Source organism: Halomonas sp. 3F2F, from assembly GCF_014897805.1.
Taxonomy (GTDB): Bacteria; Pseudomonadota; Gammaproteobacteria; order Pseudomonadales; family Halomonadaceae; genus Vreelandella.
Map to the genome: position 1 here is coordinate 1 of NZ_JABUZE010000017.1, position 16,586 is coordinate 16,586.

Annotated in this window: 13 protein-coding genes; 9 read left to right on the top strand and 4 right to left on the bottom strand. The window is 57.9% G+C overall.

Annotated features, from left to right (window positions below; genetic code table 11):
- Positions 1 to 203 (bottom strand): hypothetical protein (locus tag INT21_RS20295; protein ID WP_226930561.1); only part of this gene is annotated, 203 nt, incomplete at its 3' end.
- A gap of 85 nt (positions 204 to 288) precedes the next feature.
- On the opposite strand from INT21_RS20295, the gene INT21_RS01420 reads away from it, so the two are divergent.
- From INT21_RS01420 to INT21_RS01430, 3 genes are read left to right on the top strand one after another with little or no spacing between them, the layout of a single operon-like run.
- Positions 289 to 2,280 carry a TonB-dependent receptor gene (locus INT21_RS01420; protein WP_193068371.1) on the top strand — a complete coding sequence of 664 codons (1,992 nt, stop codon included), beginning with the start codon at positions 289 to 291 and terminating at the stop codon, positions 2,278 to 2,280.
- Entirely contained in the window at positions 2,277 to 3,308 is a 1,032-nt protein-coding gene (locus INT21_RS01425) for a methyltransferase (protein WP_193068370.1), read from the top strand. The genes INT21_RS01420 and INT21_RS01425 overlap by 4 nt, the downstream gene beginning before the upstream one ends.
- Positions 3,305 to 4,537 (top strand): MFS transporter, encoded by a 1,233-nt coding sequence (locus INT21_RS01430; protein ID WP_193068369.1) that lies wholly within the window; start codon positions 3,305 to 3,307, stop codon positions 4,535 to 4,537. The genes INT21_RS01425 and INT21_RS01430 overlap by 4 nt, the downstream gene beginning before the upstream one ends.
- A gap of 82 nt (positions 4,538 to 4,619) precedes the next feature.
- Here the strand turns inward: INT21_RS01430 and INT21_RS01435 are convergent, their stop codons facing one another.
- Genes INT21_RS01435 through INT21_RS01445 form a run of 3 tightly spaced genes read right to left on the bottom strand, consistent with a single transcriptional unit; the run spans position 4,620 to position 7,662 of the window.
- Entirely contained in the window at positions 4,620 to 5,645 is a 1,026-nt protein-coding gene (locus INT21_RS01435) for a FecCD family ABC transporter permease (protein ID WP_193068368.1), read from the bottom strand.
- A gap of 49 nt (positions 5,646 to 5,694) precedes the next feature.
- A complete protein-coding gene (locus INT21_RS01440; RefSeq protein ID WP_226912710.1) occupies positions 5,695 to 6,684 on the bottom strand; it encodes a FecCD family ABC transporter permease in 990 nt (329 codons plus the stop codon).
- An 18-nt stretch (positions 6,685 to 6,702) separates the two neighbouring features.
- Positions 6,703 to 7,662 (bottom strand): ABC transporter substrate-binding protein, encoded by a 960-nt coding sequence (locus INT21_RS01445; RefSeq protein ID WP_193068366.1) that lies wholly within the window; start codon positions 7,660 to 7,662, stop codon positions 6,703 to 6,705.
- A gap of 168 nt (positions 7,663 to 7,830) precedes the next feature.
- Here INT21_RS01445 and INT21_RS01450 point away from each other — a divergent pair, with 168 nt between their 5' ends.
- The 6 genes from INT21_RS01450 to INT21_RS01475 all read left to right on the top strand — a co-directional run bounded on the left by INT21_RS01450 (position 7,831) and on the right by INT21_RS01475 (position 16,518).
- The gene (locus tag INT21_RS01450) at positions 7,831 to 9,624 is read left to right on the top strand and encodes an ABC transporter ATP-binding protein (protein ID WP_226912709.1); all 1,794 of its coding nucleotides are present in this window, start codon (positions 7,831 to 7,833) and stop codon (positions 9,622 to 9,624) included.
- Positions 9,625 to 9,630: 6 nt separating this feature from the next.
- Positions 9,631 to 11,391 (top strand): ABC transporter ATP-binding protein, encoded by a 1,761-nt coding sequence (locus INT21_RS01455; protein ID WP_193060943.1) that lies wholly within the window; start codon positions 9,631 to 9,633, stop codon positions 11,389 to 11,391.
- A 115-nt stretch (positions 11,392 to 11,506) separates the two neighbouring features.
- Entirely contained in the window at positions 11,507 to 13,717 is a 2,211-nt protein-coding gene (locus tag INT21_RS01460) for a TonB-dependent receptor (RefSeq protein ID WP_193060944.1), read from the top strand.
- A 156-nt stretch (positions 13,718 to 13,873) separates the two neighbouring features.
- Positions 13,874 to 14,791: a helix-turn-helix domain-containing protein gene (locus tag INT21_RS20625; protein WP_319022191.1), complete on the top strand. Its 918-nt coding sequence runs from the start codon at positions 13,874 to 13,876 to the stop codon at positions 14,789 to 14,791.
- 146 nt (positions 14,792 to 14,937) lie between these two features.
- A complete protein-coding gene (locus INT21_RS01470; protein WP_193060945.1) occupies positions 14,938 to 15,492 on the top strand; it encodes a sigma-70 family RNA polymerase sigma factor in 555 nt (184 codons plus the stop codon).
- On the top strand, positions 15,493 to 16,518 hold the full coding sequence (locus tag INT21_RS01475) for a FecR domain-containing protein (protein ID WP_193060946.1): 1,026 nt from the start codon (positions 15,493 to 15,495) through the stop codon (positions 16,516 to 16,518).
- The last annotated feature ends 68 nt before the right edge of the window (positions 16,519 to 16,586 follow it).

Consider the following 16,586-nt stretch of genomic DNA (forward strand, 5'->3'; position numbering starts at 1 on the left):
AGACCAAAGGTCACTATCACGCCTGCGCCCGTATGAGGTGTGTGACTCTCTTCGACGATCGTATGTTTAGCACGGTAGCGGGTTAGCACTATCGAGAGGCCATCATCCAGCACGCAGCATTGAGAACCTTGCAGAGGCTTCTCTGCTGGGAGTGGTGCATCGCTAGGCATAGAAAGTGAATCGGTTTGCATATGAATGAGCATGATAATTGATATCGTTTGGCGCTAGCCTACTCCCTTAACTACTCCTGCGCCAGTAGGAGGCAGCAACAGTACTTAAGGGGGAGCGATGCAGAGCAAAGGGGTGAAGCAAGTCGCGGTGATGCTTCTGCTGGGGGGATACGGTATGGGCAGCATCGCTCAAGAGGAAGGGCTGCCGGTGGTGAAGGTGACGGCCAACAAGGTAGTGCAGGCAGAGGAAGAGGTACCAGCAAGTTTGGTGGTGATCTCCGGCGAGACGCTTGCGGATGCAGGTGCATCCGACATTGGCGACTTGGCGCGTTATACACCTGGGGTGAGCTTTCAACCCTTTGGCCAGTCGGGTACCGCACTGCCGGTAATGCGCGGGTTGACCTCCGGTGCTACCGCTTTCTCTTCATCGGTGCTGATGCTGATCGACGGTGTACCAGTAGTGAGTGGCCAAGGGTTCGATCACAACCTATTGGGGGTGGCGCGGGTCGAGGTACTGCGTGGGCCCCAGTCGACACTCTATGGTCGAAACGCCGAAACGGGAGTGATTAGCCTGCATACCCGCCAACCGGATGAAGGCCCCTATGCCGAACTGGAGGCTACGCTAGGCAGTCGCGATTTAACCTCGCTACGCTTTGATGCTGCCCAAGCGCTAGTGCCTGAACAGCTCTATTTGGGTGTCAGCGGAGAGTGGCGCCAGCAGGATGGCTTCGTGGATAATCTGTCGCGCGCAGGTGAGGCGGATGACCGCCAACGCAAGAGTGGACGCCTGAGTCTACGCTGGCTGCCGACGCAGGACACCGACGTTACCCTACGTTATGGTCGGCTAGACTATCGTGATGGCGCGGCGCCTTGGGGGCGGATCGAGAACGAGTCGCGCCGTGTTACGTCGCCTGACCCTGGTAGCAATCGCTCATCCGGCGAGGATGTCTCTTTGGATGTACGCCATGCGCTGACGACAGATCTGGCGCTACGCTCGATCACGGCGCGGCGAGAGTTCCACGATCGTATTACCCAAGATACCGATCTTACTCCAGCCCAGCGTTTTGCCATGGGGCGCGACCAGCGTTTGACCACCTTATCTCAGGAACTGCGGTTGGAGCGTCAGGGCGATGAGGGGCAGAGCAGTTGGGTACTGGGCCTGTACGGCGACCGTGATGATCATCAACTGCAGTTCGAGCAACGCAACCCGATGGGTACCCAGCGCAGTGAGGCAACACTAGAGGCTGAGAACCTCGCGTTGTTCGGGCAGTGGACGCTGCCGCTAGGTGAACGTTGGCGCCTAACACCAGGCCTGCGCTTAGAGCAGAGCCGGGTGGCGTTGACGCCCCGAGGATCCGGGCAGCGCAGCGAGCGCTGGCGCGATGTTACTTCGCAACTGGCACTGCAGTACCGCTTGGGTGACGACGACTGGCTCTATGCCCGCTATGCCGAAGGGTTTCGTGCCGGAGGTTTCAACGCCTTCTCAGCGCAAAGCGGCTACCCCGGCTACGCCCCAGAAGAGGTTGCTTCCTACGAGTTAGGCATCAAGGGAACGGCATTTTCGCGGCGGCTGCGCTATGGAGTCGCCACTTACTGGATGGCTATCGAGGATATGCAGGTGCAGCAGGTACTCCAGCCCGGAAACGTGCATATCGCCAACGCTGCCGAAGCACGTTCGCGGGGTATTGAGCTGGATATCGATTACTGGTTGGGCGGCCACTGGACACTGCAGGCGGGCCTAGCGCTGAATCGTACCCGCTTTCGTGAGTTTGAGGATCTGAGCGGCGACCATGCTGGCAACCGCAATCCCTTCGCGCCGGATATCAGTGGTCGGCTGGGAGTGCGTTACGACTCGCCTCAGGACTGGTATGCCCAGGCTAACCTCAGCGGCATGGGCAAGACTTACCTGGATGCAGCCAACCAATTCAGCCGCTCTGGGCATACCGAGCTGGACCTGGCTGCAGGTTATCGCCATGGGCCATGGCAGTTGGGACTTTACGTGAACAACGTCACCGACCGCCGGTTTGATGCCGTTGGCCTGCTCAATGGCAATGTTCGGGAGTATAGTCCGCCCAGGGAGATTGGCTTGCGTGTGGGGGTGTCGCTATGAACCAGCCCGCAGATGCGCTTCCCCATGCGCTGCAGCCTTACTGGGATCTAACGCTAGCTTCTGTGCAAGCCGAGGCTTTACAGCTTGCCTTAGCAGAGGATCTATTTGAGACGCTGGCGTCACCCTGCACTCCCGAAGCTCTGGCGCAAATGCGCGCATGGCGGCCCGAAGCCACTCGCCACTGGTTGACGCTGTTGTGGAGCATGCAGTTGCTCGACCGTAGCCGCGATGCGGCGGGGGAGTGGCTCTACACCAGCAGCGAGGTGGCGCGATGCTATCTAGTGTCTTCCTCGGCGTTAGACTGCGGTGATGCTTGGCGCTTTCGGCTTGCGTCGCTGCGTGATTTCGGTGCCGGGCTTGCCGATAGCTTACGCGGACAAAACCGGCCAGCACCACTGGCTAGCGGTGAACGCTGGGCTGCGGCAGCGCGTGGCCATCTGGCACGTGAGCAGGCGGCGGTAACAGCGCCCGCGGCCTGTGAATTGGTGGCACAACGAAGGAGGACTGAATCAGCCTGGCGATTGCTGGATCTAGGCGGAGGTCCGGGGTTGGTCGCTGTTGGCCTGGCGAAGGCGTTTCCACATATGCACGGCGTGGTCTTTGAACTGCCTGAAGCCGCCGATGTGGCTGCGCAACATATTGCCGAAGCTGGCCTAGCGTCGCGTCTTGAGGCGCGGGGCGGCGATCTGGCGAGGGATGACATCGGCACCGGGTACGATCTGATCTGGTGCTCTTCGGTACTGCATTTTGTGCCCGAGCTTTCGGCCTGCCTAGCCAAACTGCACGCCGCACTAAAGCCCGGTGGCGAGTTGATCTGCGTGCACGCTGAAATTCCTGACGAACCCGAGGCGGCCCGCCGCATGCTCTCCTACTACCTGCCGCTGCTGTGGCAGGGGCGTCGAGTGACCCAGGCCGGTGAGTTGCGCGAAGCACTGCTGGCCCAGGGTTTTGAGGTGTGTGAGGCGCAGCCGATAGCGCTTCCCATGGCGCCCGCCACGGCCCTGGTGGCGCGCAGGAGGGTAAAATGAATCGCTCTGTGATGGCCAAGCAACTGACCTTCGGCTGGCTTCACTTTGCCCTGGCGTTGCCCAGCATCTATCTATTGCTAGGGATGCCCCTGGTTCTGCGCGAACAAGGGTGGAGCGGCACACAAATTGGTTTGCTACAGCTAGCGGGGCTGCCTGCGATACTCAAATTGGTGATGGCGGTTCCTGTGGAGCGTTGCCGCCTCGCTGGCGGAGGCTATCGCGCCTGGGCATGCCTGCTCGGGCTGTTGCTGGGCCTAGCGTTGCTGGGGCTAGCGTATGACTTTCCACTCGCGCAGCCACCGCGCTTCTATGCCTGGGTGCTACTGATCAGCTTGCTGGCGACCTGGGCCGATGTGCCCGTGAACGCGTTGGCGATTCGTTGCCTGCCCGCTGAGGAGCGGCTGCGCGCTGGTAGCATTCGTTCAGCGGCCCTGTTTCTGGCTGCCGTGGTGGGCGGTGGCCTACTGTTGGTGCTGCACCAGCGAACGGGTGGGGCGGTTCCCTTTGTGCTGATGGCACTGCTGCTTGCGGTGGGTGGCATTCTACTATGCGGCATGGTGGTGACAGCACAGCCAGAAAACGAGCCTCATATCCCGGCAGAAGCGCACTTTTCGCCGCCTTATCAGAGTGGGGTGCTGAACTTTTTTCGTCAGCCTGCTGCTGGTATCTGGGTGGCGTTGTTGATGTTGCTCTTCCCTTTTGTCGGCGCTGGTTGGATCTATCTTAAACCACTGATGCTTGACCTTGGTATGCCAGCAGAGCAGGTGGCATGGTGGGTTGGGGTTGGTGGAGGCGTGATGGGGGCTCTGGCTAGCCTGGCGGGTCAACGTCTGGCAATGGGTATCGGCATTGGCCGGGCAGTGCCGCTGTTCGCTGGCCTGGGGGCACTGGCCTTGGCGACCCTGGGATTGGTAAGCCACATGGCCGCCGGGCAGTCGCTATGGTTGGTGGGCGCGGGGCTGATCGCTTGCGCCATGGGAGCACTATCGGGGCTGATGTTCGGGCTGATGATGCACTTTGCCAGACCGGGGAACCGGGCGTTGGATTACGGCCTACAAGCGAGCCTATTCACCCTGTCGCGCCTGGCGGTGCCCGTGCTCGCCGGTACTGTGCTCGACCGGCTGGGTTATTCGGGCATGTTCACCATGCTGGCGCTATGCATGGCAGCGGTAGTGGTGCTGGCGCTGATAGTCAGCCGGGGGCTACAGCGGGCTGTGTTGAATAGGTGAAATGCATGTAGAGCCTGAGTGAGTTCGGCTCAACCAGCGATTGAATCTTGCATAACCGGCGTCTTGGGGGATCTATGCTCAGTCAAAACCTAATCCTCGCTTGTCGGTGCAAGAGCAGCAGGAATATGGGTATGCCAAGCAAGGCCGTTAATGCACCCACGGGAATCTCTAAGGGGCTGATCACTGTACGGCCAATGAGATCAGCGCACAGCATCAGCATACTGCCGAGCAACATGCTGCCGATCCATAATCGATGCAGTTTTGAGCCCACCAGTAGTCGGGCGAGGTGGGGAGCGACCAGCCCCACGAAACCGACCGGGCCAGTAACCGCCACCGCACTGGCGGCGAGCAGAACCGCAACAGCAATGGCGGCAGCACGCCAGAACATAGGGCGAAGTCCCAGACTGATCACCAGACTGTCATCAAAACGCAGCAGGGCAAGTGGTCTCAGCAAAGCCAGGGTGCCGAGTAATCCCGCTAGGCTCCAGGGCCACAGCATGTACAGATGCTGAAAGTCGCGCCCGTATAGGCTGCCAGCTAGCCAGATCAAAGCGATTTCAGTGCGTGCACCGCCCCAGGTGACGATAACCCACATCACTAGCGCGTTCAGCACAGAGCCCACGGCAATCCCGTTGAGCACCAAATGGACGGGACGCAGCTGTGTCCGCCAGGATAGGCCCAGCACCAAACTGGCTGCCAGCAACCCACCGAGCAGTGCTGCTGCGGGCAGCCAGCTCATCATTGCGGGAGTCGCGTCGCCGATTAGCACATCCACCGTGGCAAGGTCGGCAAGCAGCAGAACGGTGATGACTGCGAGCCCAGCCCCGCTGGAAATGCCAACAATACTCGGGTCCGCCAACGGGTTGCGAAACACCGCTTGCAATATCAGGCCAGCGGTGGCGAGCTGCAGGCCGACCAGGATGGCGAGTAGTGCGCGTGGCAAACGGTGTTGCCATACCAGCGTGCCTTCCAGGGACGACGCCTGGCCTGAAAATAGGCTATCGAGAATCAATCGTGGCGACACCGATACAGCCCCAATAAACAGAGAAGCTAGCACCAGCAGTACCAAGACAACCCCGAGCAGCGTGAGGGGAATGCGCAATGGCATGCGCTGGCTCGCGCTGCTGCGTGTTGTTATAACGTTTTGAAACATATAATTAGCCCTTCTGCCGACTGATCAGGTAAACCAGTATCGGCCCGCCCAGCAGTACACAGAGAATCCCAACGGGAACCTCATGCCACTTGGCGATAAGATCAGCCGCGCATACCAAGCTGGCGCCGACCAGGGCGGACAGCGGCAGTAGATGACGATGGCGAACTCCGTTACTGCCCAGGGTGAAGCGGACCAAGTGGGGGGCGACCAAGCCAATGAAGGTGATTGGGCCCGTGGCCGCCACTGTCGCCGCCGCTAGTAGTACGGCAACGACACCGAACAGCAATCTCCAAGGCGTGACGCGCATGCCGAGAGCGATGAGAATCGTGTCATCCAGACGTAATAGATCCAGTTTGCCAGCAAAGACGATTCCCAATAGTAGGGCGGGTAGCACCCAAGGCCACAGGAGGTGTACGTGCTCCCAAGTGCGGTTGATTAAGCTGCCCGTTAACCAGTAGTAGATGCCGTTGGCCTCCACATTGGCGCAGATCAGTAGCACGATGATAGCAGCGGCGAAGAACAGATTAACGCTCATTCCGGTCAGCGTCAGGTACAGCGGGTTCAGACGTGCCCCTAAACTGATGGAGAGTGTCATTAGCGCTGCTACTATGCCACCTAGCGTGCTCAGTAACAGCATGGTCGGGGTTGGTAGCGTGAAGTAGGTCATGCACAGCGCCATCGCGAATGCCGCCCCTGACGTGACCCCTAGTAATCCAGGTTCACCCAACGGGTTGCGGGTGATTGATTGCACGATGGCGCCCGCTAAACCCAGCGCACCACCTGCCAGCATCCCGGTCAGTAACCTGGGTATACGTAGTTCACGAATCACAAATGCCGCATCGGATCCATCATCACGTACCAGCGCTTCGAGCAGGACGTGGAGCGGAATACCAAACTCGCCCAGCGCAAGCGCTCCTGCTGTTGTTAGACTCAGGACGAGCAGGCAGGCCGATGCAAGCCAGAACACGCGAATCGGCAGGGCTTTCTGGAGCAAGAGATTATCCATGCCCTGTTAGCGCTCGAAGTTCATAGCCCGGGCCTGGGCGGGTTCGGGGATATCTTCGGGAGCGGGGAAGTGCTCTGGGTAGAGCAGATAGGCCATTTCTTTAAGTACCATCTGTCTGGCCAGCGGGCCGTGGGGCATGACGTACTGATCACCTACTCGCCAGGCTCGGTTATTACGTACGGCCTTCAAACGGGGCCAAGCGGGGTGGCTAACGAAGGGGCCATCTTCTGCCTTGAACGACAGGATCACATCTGGATTTAGGCGCAGCAGCGTTTCCATGCTGATCGCGGAAGAATCCGCTGGTGCCATGCCTGGCGGTGGATTGCCCTGAATATTGGTCGCGCCAAGCTGGGTCATGATGTGTCCGGTTAGGTGATGACTGTAGAAAGCATAAGGAACATCACCCCAGTGCCAGAGGAATACGGCGCTGATGTCACCCGGTGCACGCTCGGCATGGCTCTCCAGGTCGTTCAGGAAGCGCTCGTTCAACGCGCTACCCTGGCTTTCGGCGCCGAGCGCCAGGGTGGCGCGTTCGACACCGCGTAGAGAGTCTTCCAGGGTGATCAGGTCAAACGCCAGAAAGGCACCGGCTTCCTCAATTTTCTGTTCGAAAGGCTCAGTGTAGGTGCGTAGCCCGATAGTTAAGTCCGGGGATAACTGAGCCAAAACTTCTAGATTGGTTTGGTGAACCTCCCCAAGATTCACAGCCTCCACTGCTGCGCCGCCGAGAAAGTCAGACTGCTGGCCACCCAGTATCGACAGGCCATCGACTTGCCTGCCTAACGATACCAGTACGTCCGCACCGAAACTGGAAATAGAGGCGACGGTGCGCGGTAGCTGAGCGATCTCAACGCTCTTATTCCGGTCATCGACGATGGTTAGGGGGAAATCATGGGCGAGAACACCCCCTGTATTCAGAACGGTCATGACGGGAATTGCGATAAGAAGCGAGCGTAGACGTTGCATGAGCTGGAATCCAGGACGGCCATTCGAAGTACTGGATTGTTGGCTAATCGGCACCCTTCAGCTACCCGAATCGGGAGTGAAATCACCTCCAAAAGGATCTGCTGCGGGGAGTCTTGGCAGTCGCTACCTCTCTATGCTGAGTTCGCTTCGACCAGTATGAGCCTACCCATGAGAAATTTCAGAGCCAATACCAGTGCACCGCGCCTGCTTTACGAACTCACAGTCAGCCATCGACTGATGATGGTAGTGGCGCTGCTAATAACGTTCCTGGCGGTTCTGGCTGAATTGCTGCCGTTCTGGTTGCTCTACCAAGCGATTAGCACTCTTGTGCTAACGCCACATCGGTTTGTGGAGACATTGCCGTTCCTGGCGGCTTGGCTAGCGGCAGCGCTGCTGCTCAAGTACCTGCTCTACGGCGCGGCTTACTTGATCAGCCATCATGTCGCCTACGCGATCATGGCAACGGCTCGCAATACCCTGGTCGCCAAGCTGGTGGCAGCACCTTTACCCTGGTTGTACGGGCATGGCAGTGGTGCTTTGAAGCAGTCGGTCATTCAGGATGTGGAGCGCCTTGAGGGGTTTCTCGCCCATCACACGATCGAGATCACTGCCGCGATTCTGGCGCCACTTTGTGTTACCGCACTGCTGTTCTGGTTGGACTGGCGGCTGGCGCTCGCAGTGCTGGCCATCGGACCAGTGGCGCTATTCGTCGCTATGTTGGGTATGCGAGGGGTTGGCAATGACCATGACCAATTCAGCGTAGCCACCGCCAACCTCAATAATGTGATGGTGGAATATCTGCGCAATATGCCGGTACTGAAAGTATTTTGTCGATCCGCATCACATTTCCAGCTATTGCAGTCTCGGTTGCAGGCGTACTACCAACTGACGACGGCCATCACCAGACGCACGGTGCCTGTTTGGTCACTATTTACCAGCGTGCTGGGGGCTCATATGTTGCTGGTGTTGCCGCTGGGGGCATGGCTGTGTGCCAAGGGCGAAGTGAGCTCAGCGGATGTGGCACTGACCCTGATGCTGGGCGCAGCTATTTTCAAACCGCTACTCAAAGTCAGCCGCTTCTTTATGGAGATTCCGCCGATTCTGGCTGGGCTGCGGCGCATGGCGCCTATCCTGGCGTTACCGGTGCCTCCATCTATGGTGAGCCGCTCAGTAACGTTCAGCGAGCCGCCCTTGGTCGAGCTGAGGGACGTTGACATACAGTACGGTGGCCGCTCGGTGTTGGCGGATGTGAGTCTTTGCCTACGACCTGGATCACTCAATGTGCTGGTGGGGCCTTCGGGCGCAGGGAAATCGACCATCGCACACATCATGGCTGGGCTGCTGGAGCCACTTACCGGCGGTGTATTCATAAACGCTAGGCCGATGAGCGAATTAGCGGACAGTGATCGAACACGTTTGGTAGGAATGGCCACCCAAGAGGTGTTCCTATTCAGCGGCACCATCCGTGAGAATCTATGCCTAGCTCGGCCGGATGCCAGCGAGGCTGATATCGCAAAGGCGCTGCGGGTGGCCCAGGCAGAAGCACTGGTGTGCGGATTGCCTGAGGGGCTCGATACCCAGGTCGCAGAACTCGGTACGCGCCTCTCCGGGGGTGAAGGACAGCGCATCGCGCTGGCAAGGGTGTTGCTCGCCGATACGCCGATCCTGCTGCTCGACGAAGCAACGGCGTTTGCCGATAGCCTGACCCAGCGCGCTTTTTTCCGGGATCTGCGACAGGCGTATCCCGGCAAGACCTTCGTAATCGTCGCGCATCGTCTTGCCGGGATTGAGTGCGCCGACCAGATTCTGGTGATCGAACAGGGGCGACTGACCGCTAGCGGCCGTCATACCCAGCTGATGCAGCGTAGCGGTTACTACCAGTCGATGATGCGTTGTGAAGCATCGTGCTCCGGCTGGACGCTGACCTCGGAGCGCGGCGATCTGACAACGTCACAAGGATAGCAAACGATGGCAAACGTGAATGTCTGGATCAGCTTGCGGCGCATTCTTTCCCATAGCGGCACTTCTGCGCGGCCATTGCTATTGGGACTGCTGCTGAGGGTGCTTGAACGTTGCTGCGAACTGATGCCTTATCTGCTCTGTTATCTGTGGTTGTGTACCATTCTGGGGGTTCCACGTCCCGGCTTTGGTTGGGCGGCAGATCCAGGTTGGCTGGCGCTGGCCCTGATCGTCAGCTTTGTACTGCAGTGGCTGTTGGCCTATGGCGGCCAGAAACGCTGCTTTCTGGAAAGCTACCGCATCATTGCAGGCTATCGGGAACGGTTGATTGAACGAATGCGCAACGTCCCTATTGGCGAGTTGCGCAGCCAGCGTGTTGGACAGCTAGCCGATGTGGTGACGGATGACATTAACCGTGTGGAATCGATCTTCGCCCATGTTTTGGCAGACTTCGTCGCCGCGCTGGGCTTATCGCTGGTGGCACTGCTTGTTCTGGCTAGTATTGAGTGGCGCCTAGCGCTCGCTTTAGCTGCTCTGGTACCCCTAGCGGCGCTGGCGCTGGTGGTCAGCCGCCATCTATTCGAGCGTGCGGGGCTGCGCAAGCACGCACGCTACCGACAGACATCCGGTCTGCTGGTGGAATTCATCGGTGGGCTGACGACACTGCGCCTGTTCCATCACGCTGATGCTTGGGCGCAGCGCTTAACAGCGGCTTTTTGCGACCTGCGCCGAATGAGCCTGAGCATTGAAAAATGGGGCGGTGGCCCAGTGATGCTGTTTCGCTTCCTCGTCGAGTGCGGTCTGCTTGTGCTACTGCTGGCTGGCACCTTGAGCGTGCTTGGTGACGAGATTCCCCCTGTGAGTTGGATCGCCTTCTTCCTGTTGGCTTACAAGTTTCTTGGGCCGCTACTGGAGGCGGCCGAATATCTGGTCATGTTGCGCCATGCCTGCCAAAGCGAAGTCAAGCTAGAGGAAGCGTGGGCACTGCAGCCACTCGCCGAGCCGCTGGTCGCGAAGACGCCGGGGCACTTTGCGGTGAGCTTCGATGCGGTGTCGTTCTCCCACGGGGGGGCAGCCCGGTTGCGTGACATCAGCATCGAGGTGCCAGAGCGGAGTATCACGGCCATCGTCGGCCCCTCCGGTGCGGGTAAGAGCACGTTGTTGCATCTGCTGGGGCGTTTTCATGACCCTGACCAAGGGGCTGTACGTATGGGCGGTGTCGACCTGCGTGAGATGGGTTCGGAACAACTGTATGGAAAAGTTAGCGCGGTGTTTCAACAGGTCCAGATTTTTGACGGCACCATCATCGAGAACCTGAGGGCAGGGCGGGAGGATGCTAGCGATGAAGATGTGCGGCAAGCGTGTGTTGCTGCTGACTGTGCTGACTTTATTGAGCGGTTGCCGGAAGGCTATCTAACCCGAGTGGGAGAGTCCGGTTTTGCACTTTCTGGTGGCGAATGCCAGCGCCTTTCGATTGCCCGGGCTCTGCTTAAGGATGCACCCGTGCTATTGCTGGATGAGGTCACTGCCGCCGTGGATCCGCAATCGCAGATGGCGATCCATCGCGCCCTTAATACGTTAGCCAGGGATCGCACTCTGATCATGGTGGCGCATCGGCTGAGCACGGTACGCAATGCTGATCAGATCATTGTCCTGGACCGGGGCTGCATCGTCGAGTCCGGCAAGCACGATGAATTGCTTTGCTGCGACGGTCTATATGCCGCCATGTGGGCAGCCCAGGCACCTGATGAGCCGACTCCAGTATCCTGAACAAGAATAGAAATAAATCGCATTCGGGGGTTCGTGTCCCGTTTGGAGTAGTGCTGTTGGCGTGTGGCTCTCTAGCATGGTGACTTCCATTGACTTCATCAATACGGATACAGCCATGAATATGCGGAGCATTCGACCCTGCCACCTGCTGATTGCAGGTCTTTTGTTTTTACCGAAAACGCCCTACGCCGTTGCAGAGGATGAACGTCCTGACCCCGCACTGGACGACCAGACCTCCAAGCTTGAGCCAGTCACCGTTACGGCACGGCGTCGCGAGGAAAGCCTTCGGGATGTGCCCGCGTCAATTCATGTGGAGAGCGGTGAATCGCTGGAACAGAAGCGTATGCTCGATGGTGCGGCGGCGTTGCGTGATGTGGCGGGCGCTAGTCTCGGCACTTTCGGTGATCGCTCTAATGCGTTTACCGTCATTCGTGGCGTTGCACCGATCCTTACGCCCCTTAGCCCGGATGATAGCTCGGTACTGACTTTCGTTGATGGTGCGCCCATGCCGATGGGCGCTTCGCTCTCACCCTATCTGGACCTGGAGAGGATGGAGGTCGTCAAAGGACCGCAAAATACACTGTTTGGTCGCAATACGGCCGGTGGTGCTATCAACCTGGTGCCTGTGCAGCCTGATCATGGGTTCGAGGGTTCATTGCGTACAGAGGTTGGTACGGATGGTATCTTTCGCGCCGAGAGCATTCTCAATGGCTCCATCGTGCCTGAACGGCTTGCTGGCAGGTTAGCGATTCGCCGTTCGCGTACCGATGGCTATATTCCCAATAGTGCGGGTGAGGATCTGGGTAAAGATGAGAGTTGGGTGGCCCGTGGATCTCTACTGTTTACCCCCACCGAACGAACAAGCTGGCTGCTCAGTGTTCAGGGAGAAAGCACTGACACCGCACCGACGGCCTACATTGCTGATCGCCCGGGGCAGGCGAAACAGGCGGCTCAGAACAAGACCGTGGATGATTTGCGCATGCTCAGTATCAACTCACGACTTGAGCATGATTTCGACACATTCACGGCAACCGCGCAAACCAGCTATGCACGCTTGAATAATCGTAATAGCTATAATTTTCCCGATGCCCTTATCGCCAGTGACTTTAGTGGCTTGCCGCCATCCGACTTCCTGGATCCTGAAACGAACTTTATCGATTGGGATAAGCGAGACTCACGGCTGACCCAAGAGTTCCGGGTAGCTGCGCTGCCTGATGCACAGGTTGGCTGGCTGGCAGGTGTGGTGTTCTATCGGGATGAAGCGCAACGAAATCGCAATAGCGAAATGTGGTACTTCGGTCCTTCCGCTACGGGCAGCACCGACTACGATCTCACCACGACAGGGCAGGCGGTATTCGGTGAAGTTAACCTGCCAATGAACGATCAACTGCAGCTGTCGTTGGGCGCGCGTGCTACCCATGAATCCAAGGAATTCCACTCCGAGTTCACCAGTGACGGCATGTCTGGAGCTGTGCCCTATTTTGCCGAGGAGGGGGAAAAGAGCTACGACTTTGTAACGGGGCGGGCAGCGCTCACCTACGATTGGTCCCCCGACCTGATGACCTGGGCGAGTCTTTCCAGAGGCTACAAGAGCGGTGGCTTTGGGCAGGGTAATTCGCTTATGTGGAGCGGTGTACCCCGAGACCCCTATGACTCCTCGACGGTATTGACCTACGAGCTGGGTGCACGCTCTGCATGGCTTGATGACCGTCTGGCGATCAGTGGGGCATTATTCTTGAACGATATGCGTAAGGAGCAAATGCAAACCTGGGACTACGAGGATTTCACTGGTAAGAACCTAAACCTGGATGCGCGTTCAGTAGGTTTAGAGCTAGATGCACAGTATCGCCCCTCGGATCGCTGGTGGCTAAGCAGTGGTGTTGCCTATACCAATACGGCACTGCGCAATGTGTCTGAGGAGGCGGCGGCGCTGCAAGATGGCTTGAACAGTGGCAATCACTTGCCAACAGTGCCGGAATGGTCCGCCAAGGCAGCCATTGGCTATCAAGTAGCGGGTCAAGACCTCGGCCTTGGAGGGGTATTGGCGGATGGGACCGTCAACGCGCGGCTTGCTTATAACTACATGGGTAGCCGCTACACGGATGCGTCTAACTTCGGCAAGTTGCCGCCAGTACACTTGGTATCCGCCCGCCTGGGTATGGATTTCGGTAATAGCGAGGTGTACTTCTTTGGCGACAACCTGCTGGATGAAGAGTACATGAGTATTAAAGATCGCTTTGGCACGGATGCAGAGGGCAACCCAGTGTTTGGTGTGTCCTATGCTCGCGGTGCAACAGTAGGTCTAGGTGCCGCCCTCCACTTCTGACACCCGCTTTCGCGCCCCCATCGTGCTATGGAAGGCTCTAGCCTCAGGGATGGAGGCTTACTAAAGAGACTGATAGTAATATCTTTTGATATTGATTATCATTAGTGTTTTGGGGCTGGTGTGAAGGGGTAAATATGAAAGGGCGGGTATGAAAGGGTGGATATAAATCAGTCAGACTCGGTAAGCACCCGCGGAAGTTTGGGGAGTACTACACTCCAGAGCACCGACCATGTCGGGGTTATGTTGCAGCCTGGGCTCATTGTTTGCCACACCACGGCTGAGTGCCTGGGGGCGATTGATACGCCTAAATCATTTGCGGGAGATCACCAGTTTCTGCATCTGAATTGCCAACTGGCGGGTAGGTTCGACGGCCAGGTGGGTAACCGTGCGCTGGACTACTCCCAAGGCGATGTGACCCTAGGCTATTCCGCCGGCGAGTCCTTTCTCATTCGTCACAGCCATGATTTTCAGAATTTAACGGTGATGGTCTCCCCTGATGCCCTTTATGGCTTGGCTGGAGAGGAGGTAGAGCCTCTGATTGGCAGAGAGAGGGGAGAAGAGGCTGATTTCTTCGTCCGCCATGCTGGCCAATGCCGCAAGACGATGCGCTCAGCGATGAGCATTGCCAATCTGATGAAAGATATACCGCAGCACCGATTATTGCTGCATGCGGCAACGTTAGATTTTCTTCACTGGCACTTGTCAGCGTTCCAGACCTGCCGTGGGTGCGATGTACTCTCCCCCCGTGTATGCCGCCAACTGGATGGGGCCAAAGAACTTCTACTACAAGATCTCAGTGACCCGCCGACCATTGCAAAGCTCGCACGTGCTGTCGGTATGAACGAATGCAAACTGAAGATATGCTTTAAAAAGCGCTTTGGAACGACCATTTATGCGCTCTTCCAAGAAGAGCGCATGAAGAAAGCAAAGCGCTTGCTACAAGATTACAATGTCACTGAGACCGCTATGGTACTTGGCTACTCTAATGTCAGCCATTTCAGCACCGCTTTTCTGAAACAGTTCGGGTGCCTGCCGAGCAGAGTTAGACAGTTCGCTGGCGCTCCCACCCACTGACCGCTAAAGCATCGATTTGCTTTCTGTGTGCATTTAATGAGTGCCTGTTGACGTTTCATCGCTATCTAGGCGAGAACGGTCATTGACACTGCCTGTGAATTTAAAAAGAATAAGAATCATTTTCGAATAAGTGAGGCGCTTTTTATATGGCGGCGGCACCCCGATTAGCCGAGCCTGTGGCTTACCATACCGGCTGTCGAGACTCCCTCGGTCAGTTGTATCACCACCATCAGCCTTGGTTGCAGCAGTTGCTTAGCCATCGGTTAGGGTGCAGTGAGTCGGCGGCGGATCTGGCGCAGGATGCGTTTGTGCGGTTGCTGAAAACGCCTCGCCATCTGGATAGTTTCGACGGTGCCAGAGCCTACCTCAGCCGTATGGCCAAAGGGCTGTGCGTTGATCATTGGCGTCGCCAGGATATCGAAAAAGCCTGGCAAGAAGCCCTGGCCGCCCGCGCTGAATCGCACCTACCTTCCGTCGAACACCAGCAGATCGTTATCGAAACGCTGTGCGAGATCGACCGCATGCTGGCGCGGCTGCCCGAAAAGGTGGCAACTGCTTTCCTGGCATCGCAACTGCAGGGCAAACCCTATCGGCAGATTGCTGAGGAGCTGGGAGTTTCCGAGCGTATGGTCAAAAAATATATGGCCCAGGCCATGCTGCAGTGCGCGTTGATCGAAGCGGGCTTCGAGGCGAGCCTCTAAATGGCTTCTGCGGTTAGCGCCGATGAAGCCGCCAAACGCCGTGCATTGGCAGAGGCCGCTGAGTGGTTTGCCGAGTGGCAAGCAGGTGAGATGTCGGCAACAGAGCGCCAACGCTGGCAGGCATGGCGAGATGCCAACGACACTCATCGTTGGGCTTGGCAGCAAGTGGAAGGTGTCAGCCGCCGCTTCGCTGACAGTTTGGAAAAGGATGAGCGGCAAGCCGCGAACAGCGTGATTAATTTGGCGCGCCAACGGCGGCGAGGGCGTCGCCACCTGCTGGGAGGGCTAGCAAGCATTGCGCTGGTCTCTGCACTCTCCGCCGCGCTCTGGCAAAGCACGCCGTTGCCACGGCTAGTACAGCAGTGGGGCGCTGATTATCACACCGCTACCGGTGAAATCACTCATATCGTGCTGGAAGATGGCACCCAGGTCTGGCTGAGCAGCGCTTCAGCACTCAATGTTGATTACGATCAAGAGCAGCGCCGCTTGGCGCTGGTGACAGGTGAAGTGCTGATAGCGACTGGCAAAGACATCCAGCGACCATTTTACCTGGATACCCGCAGTGCACGACTCACGCCCTTGGGAACGCGCTTTAGTGTGGGTGAACAGCCTTCAGGTGAGTTGCTGGCGGTGTTTGATGGCGCTGTGGCTATCCAGACTCAGGGCGATGCTCTGCATGCGAGCCAGCGGCAGGTAGTCAATGCTGGGCAGCAAGCGCACTACACTGAAGGCCGTATCGGGGAACTCACCCCCGCCGAAGGCCGTCGGGAAGCCTGGGCCAACGGCGTCCTGTTAGCCGAGAACATGTCGCTAAAGAACTTTGCCGCGACGCTTAGCCGTCATCACCACGGCCGCCTAGAGGTCGACCCAGAGGTGGCGAATCTCACGCTGCTCGGCGCTTTCCCGCTCGATGATCTAGAGCGCACCCTGAACATGGTCGAGACCACACTACCGGTGAAGGTGCGCCAAGTCATGCCCTGGTGGATCAAAATAGAGGCAGACGAAACAAGCTCCAGCGAGGAATAAAAAGAGAAAAAAATTGGTTTTGCTGGTTCCCCTTTTTCGCACTGGTTCGATTCCTCTTTATAAGTACT

Excerpts from the sequence above, each read along its gene's own strand:
- INT21_RS01470 (WP_193060945.1), top strand. The coding sequence starts at position 14,938 with ATGGCGGCGGCACCCCGATTAGCCGAGCCTGTGGCTTACCATACCGGC.
- INT21_RS01450 (WP_226912709.1), top strand. The coding sequence starts at position 7,831 with ATGAGAAATTTCAGAGCCAATACCAGTGCACCGCGCCTGCTTTACGAA.
- INT21_RS01430 (WP_193068369.1), top strand. The coding sequence starts at position 3,305 with ATGAATCGCTCTGTGATGGCCAAGCAACTGACCTTCGGCTGGCTTCAC.
- INT21_RS01445 (WP_193068366.1), bottom strand. The coding sequence starts at position 7,662 with ATGCAACGTCTACGCTCGCTTCTTATCGCAATTCCCGTCATGACCGTT.
- INT21_RS01455 (WP_193060943.1), top strand. The coding sequence starts at position 9,631 with ATGGCAAACGTGAATGTCTGGATCAGCTTGCGGCGCATTCTTTCCCAT.
- INT21_RS01460 (WP_193060944.1), top strand. The coding sequence starts at position 11,507 with ATGAATATGCGGAGCATTCGACCCTGCCACCTGCTGATTGCAGGTCTT.
- INT21_RS01435 (WP_193068368.1), bottom strand. The coding sequence starts at position 5,645 with ATGCCATTGCGCATTCCCCTCACGCTGCTCGGGGTTGTCTTGGTACTG.
- INT21_RS01425 (WP_193068370.1), top strand. The coding sequence starts at position 2,277 with ATGAACCAGCCCGCAGATGCGCTTCCCCATGCGCTGCAGCCTTACTGG.
- INT21_RS01475 (WP_193060946.1), top strand. The coding sequence starts at position 15,493 with ATGGCTTCTGCGGTTAGCGCCGATGAAGCCGCCAAACGCCGTGCATTG.
- INT21_RS01420 (WP_193068371.1), top strand. The coding sequence starts at position 289 with ATGCAGAGCAAAGGGGTGAAGCAAGTCGCGGTGATGCTTCTGCTGGGG.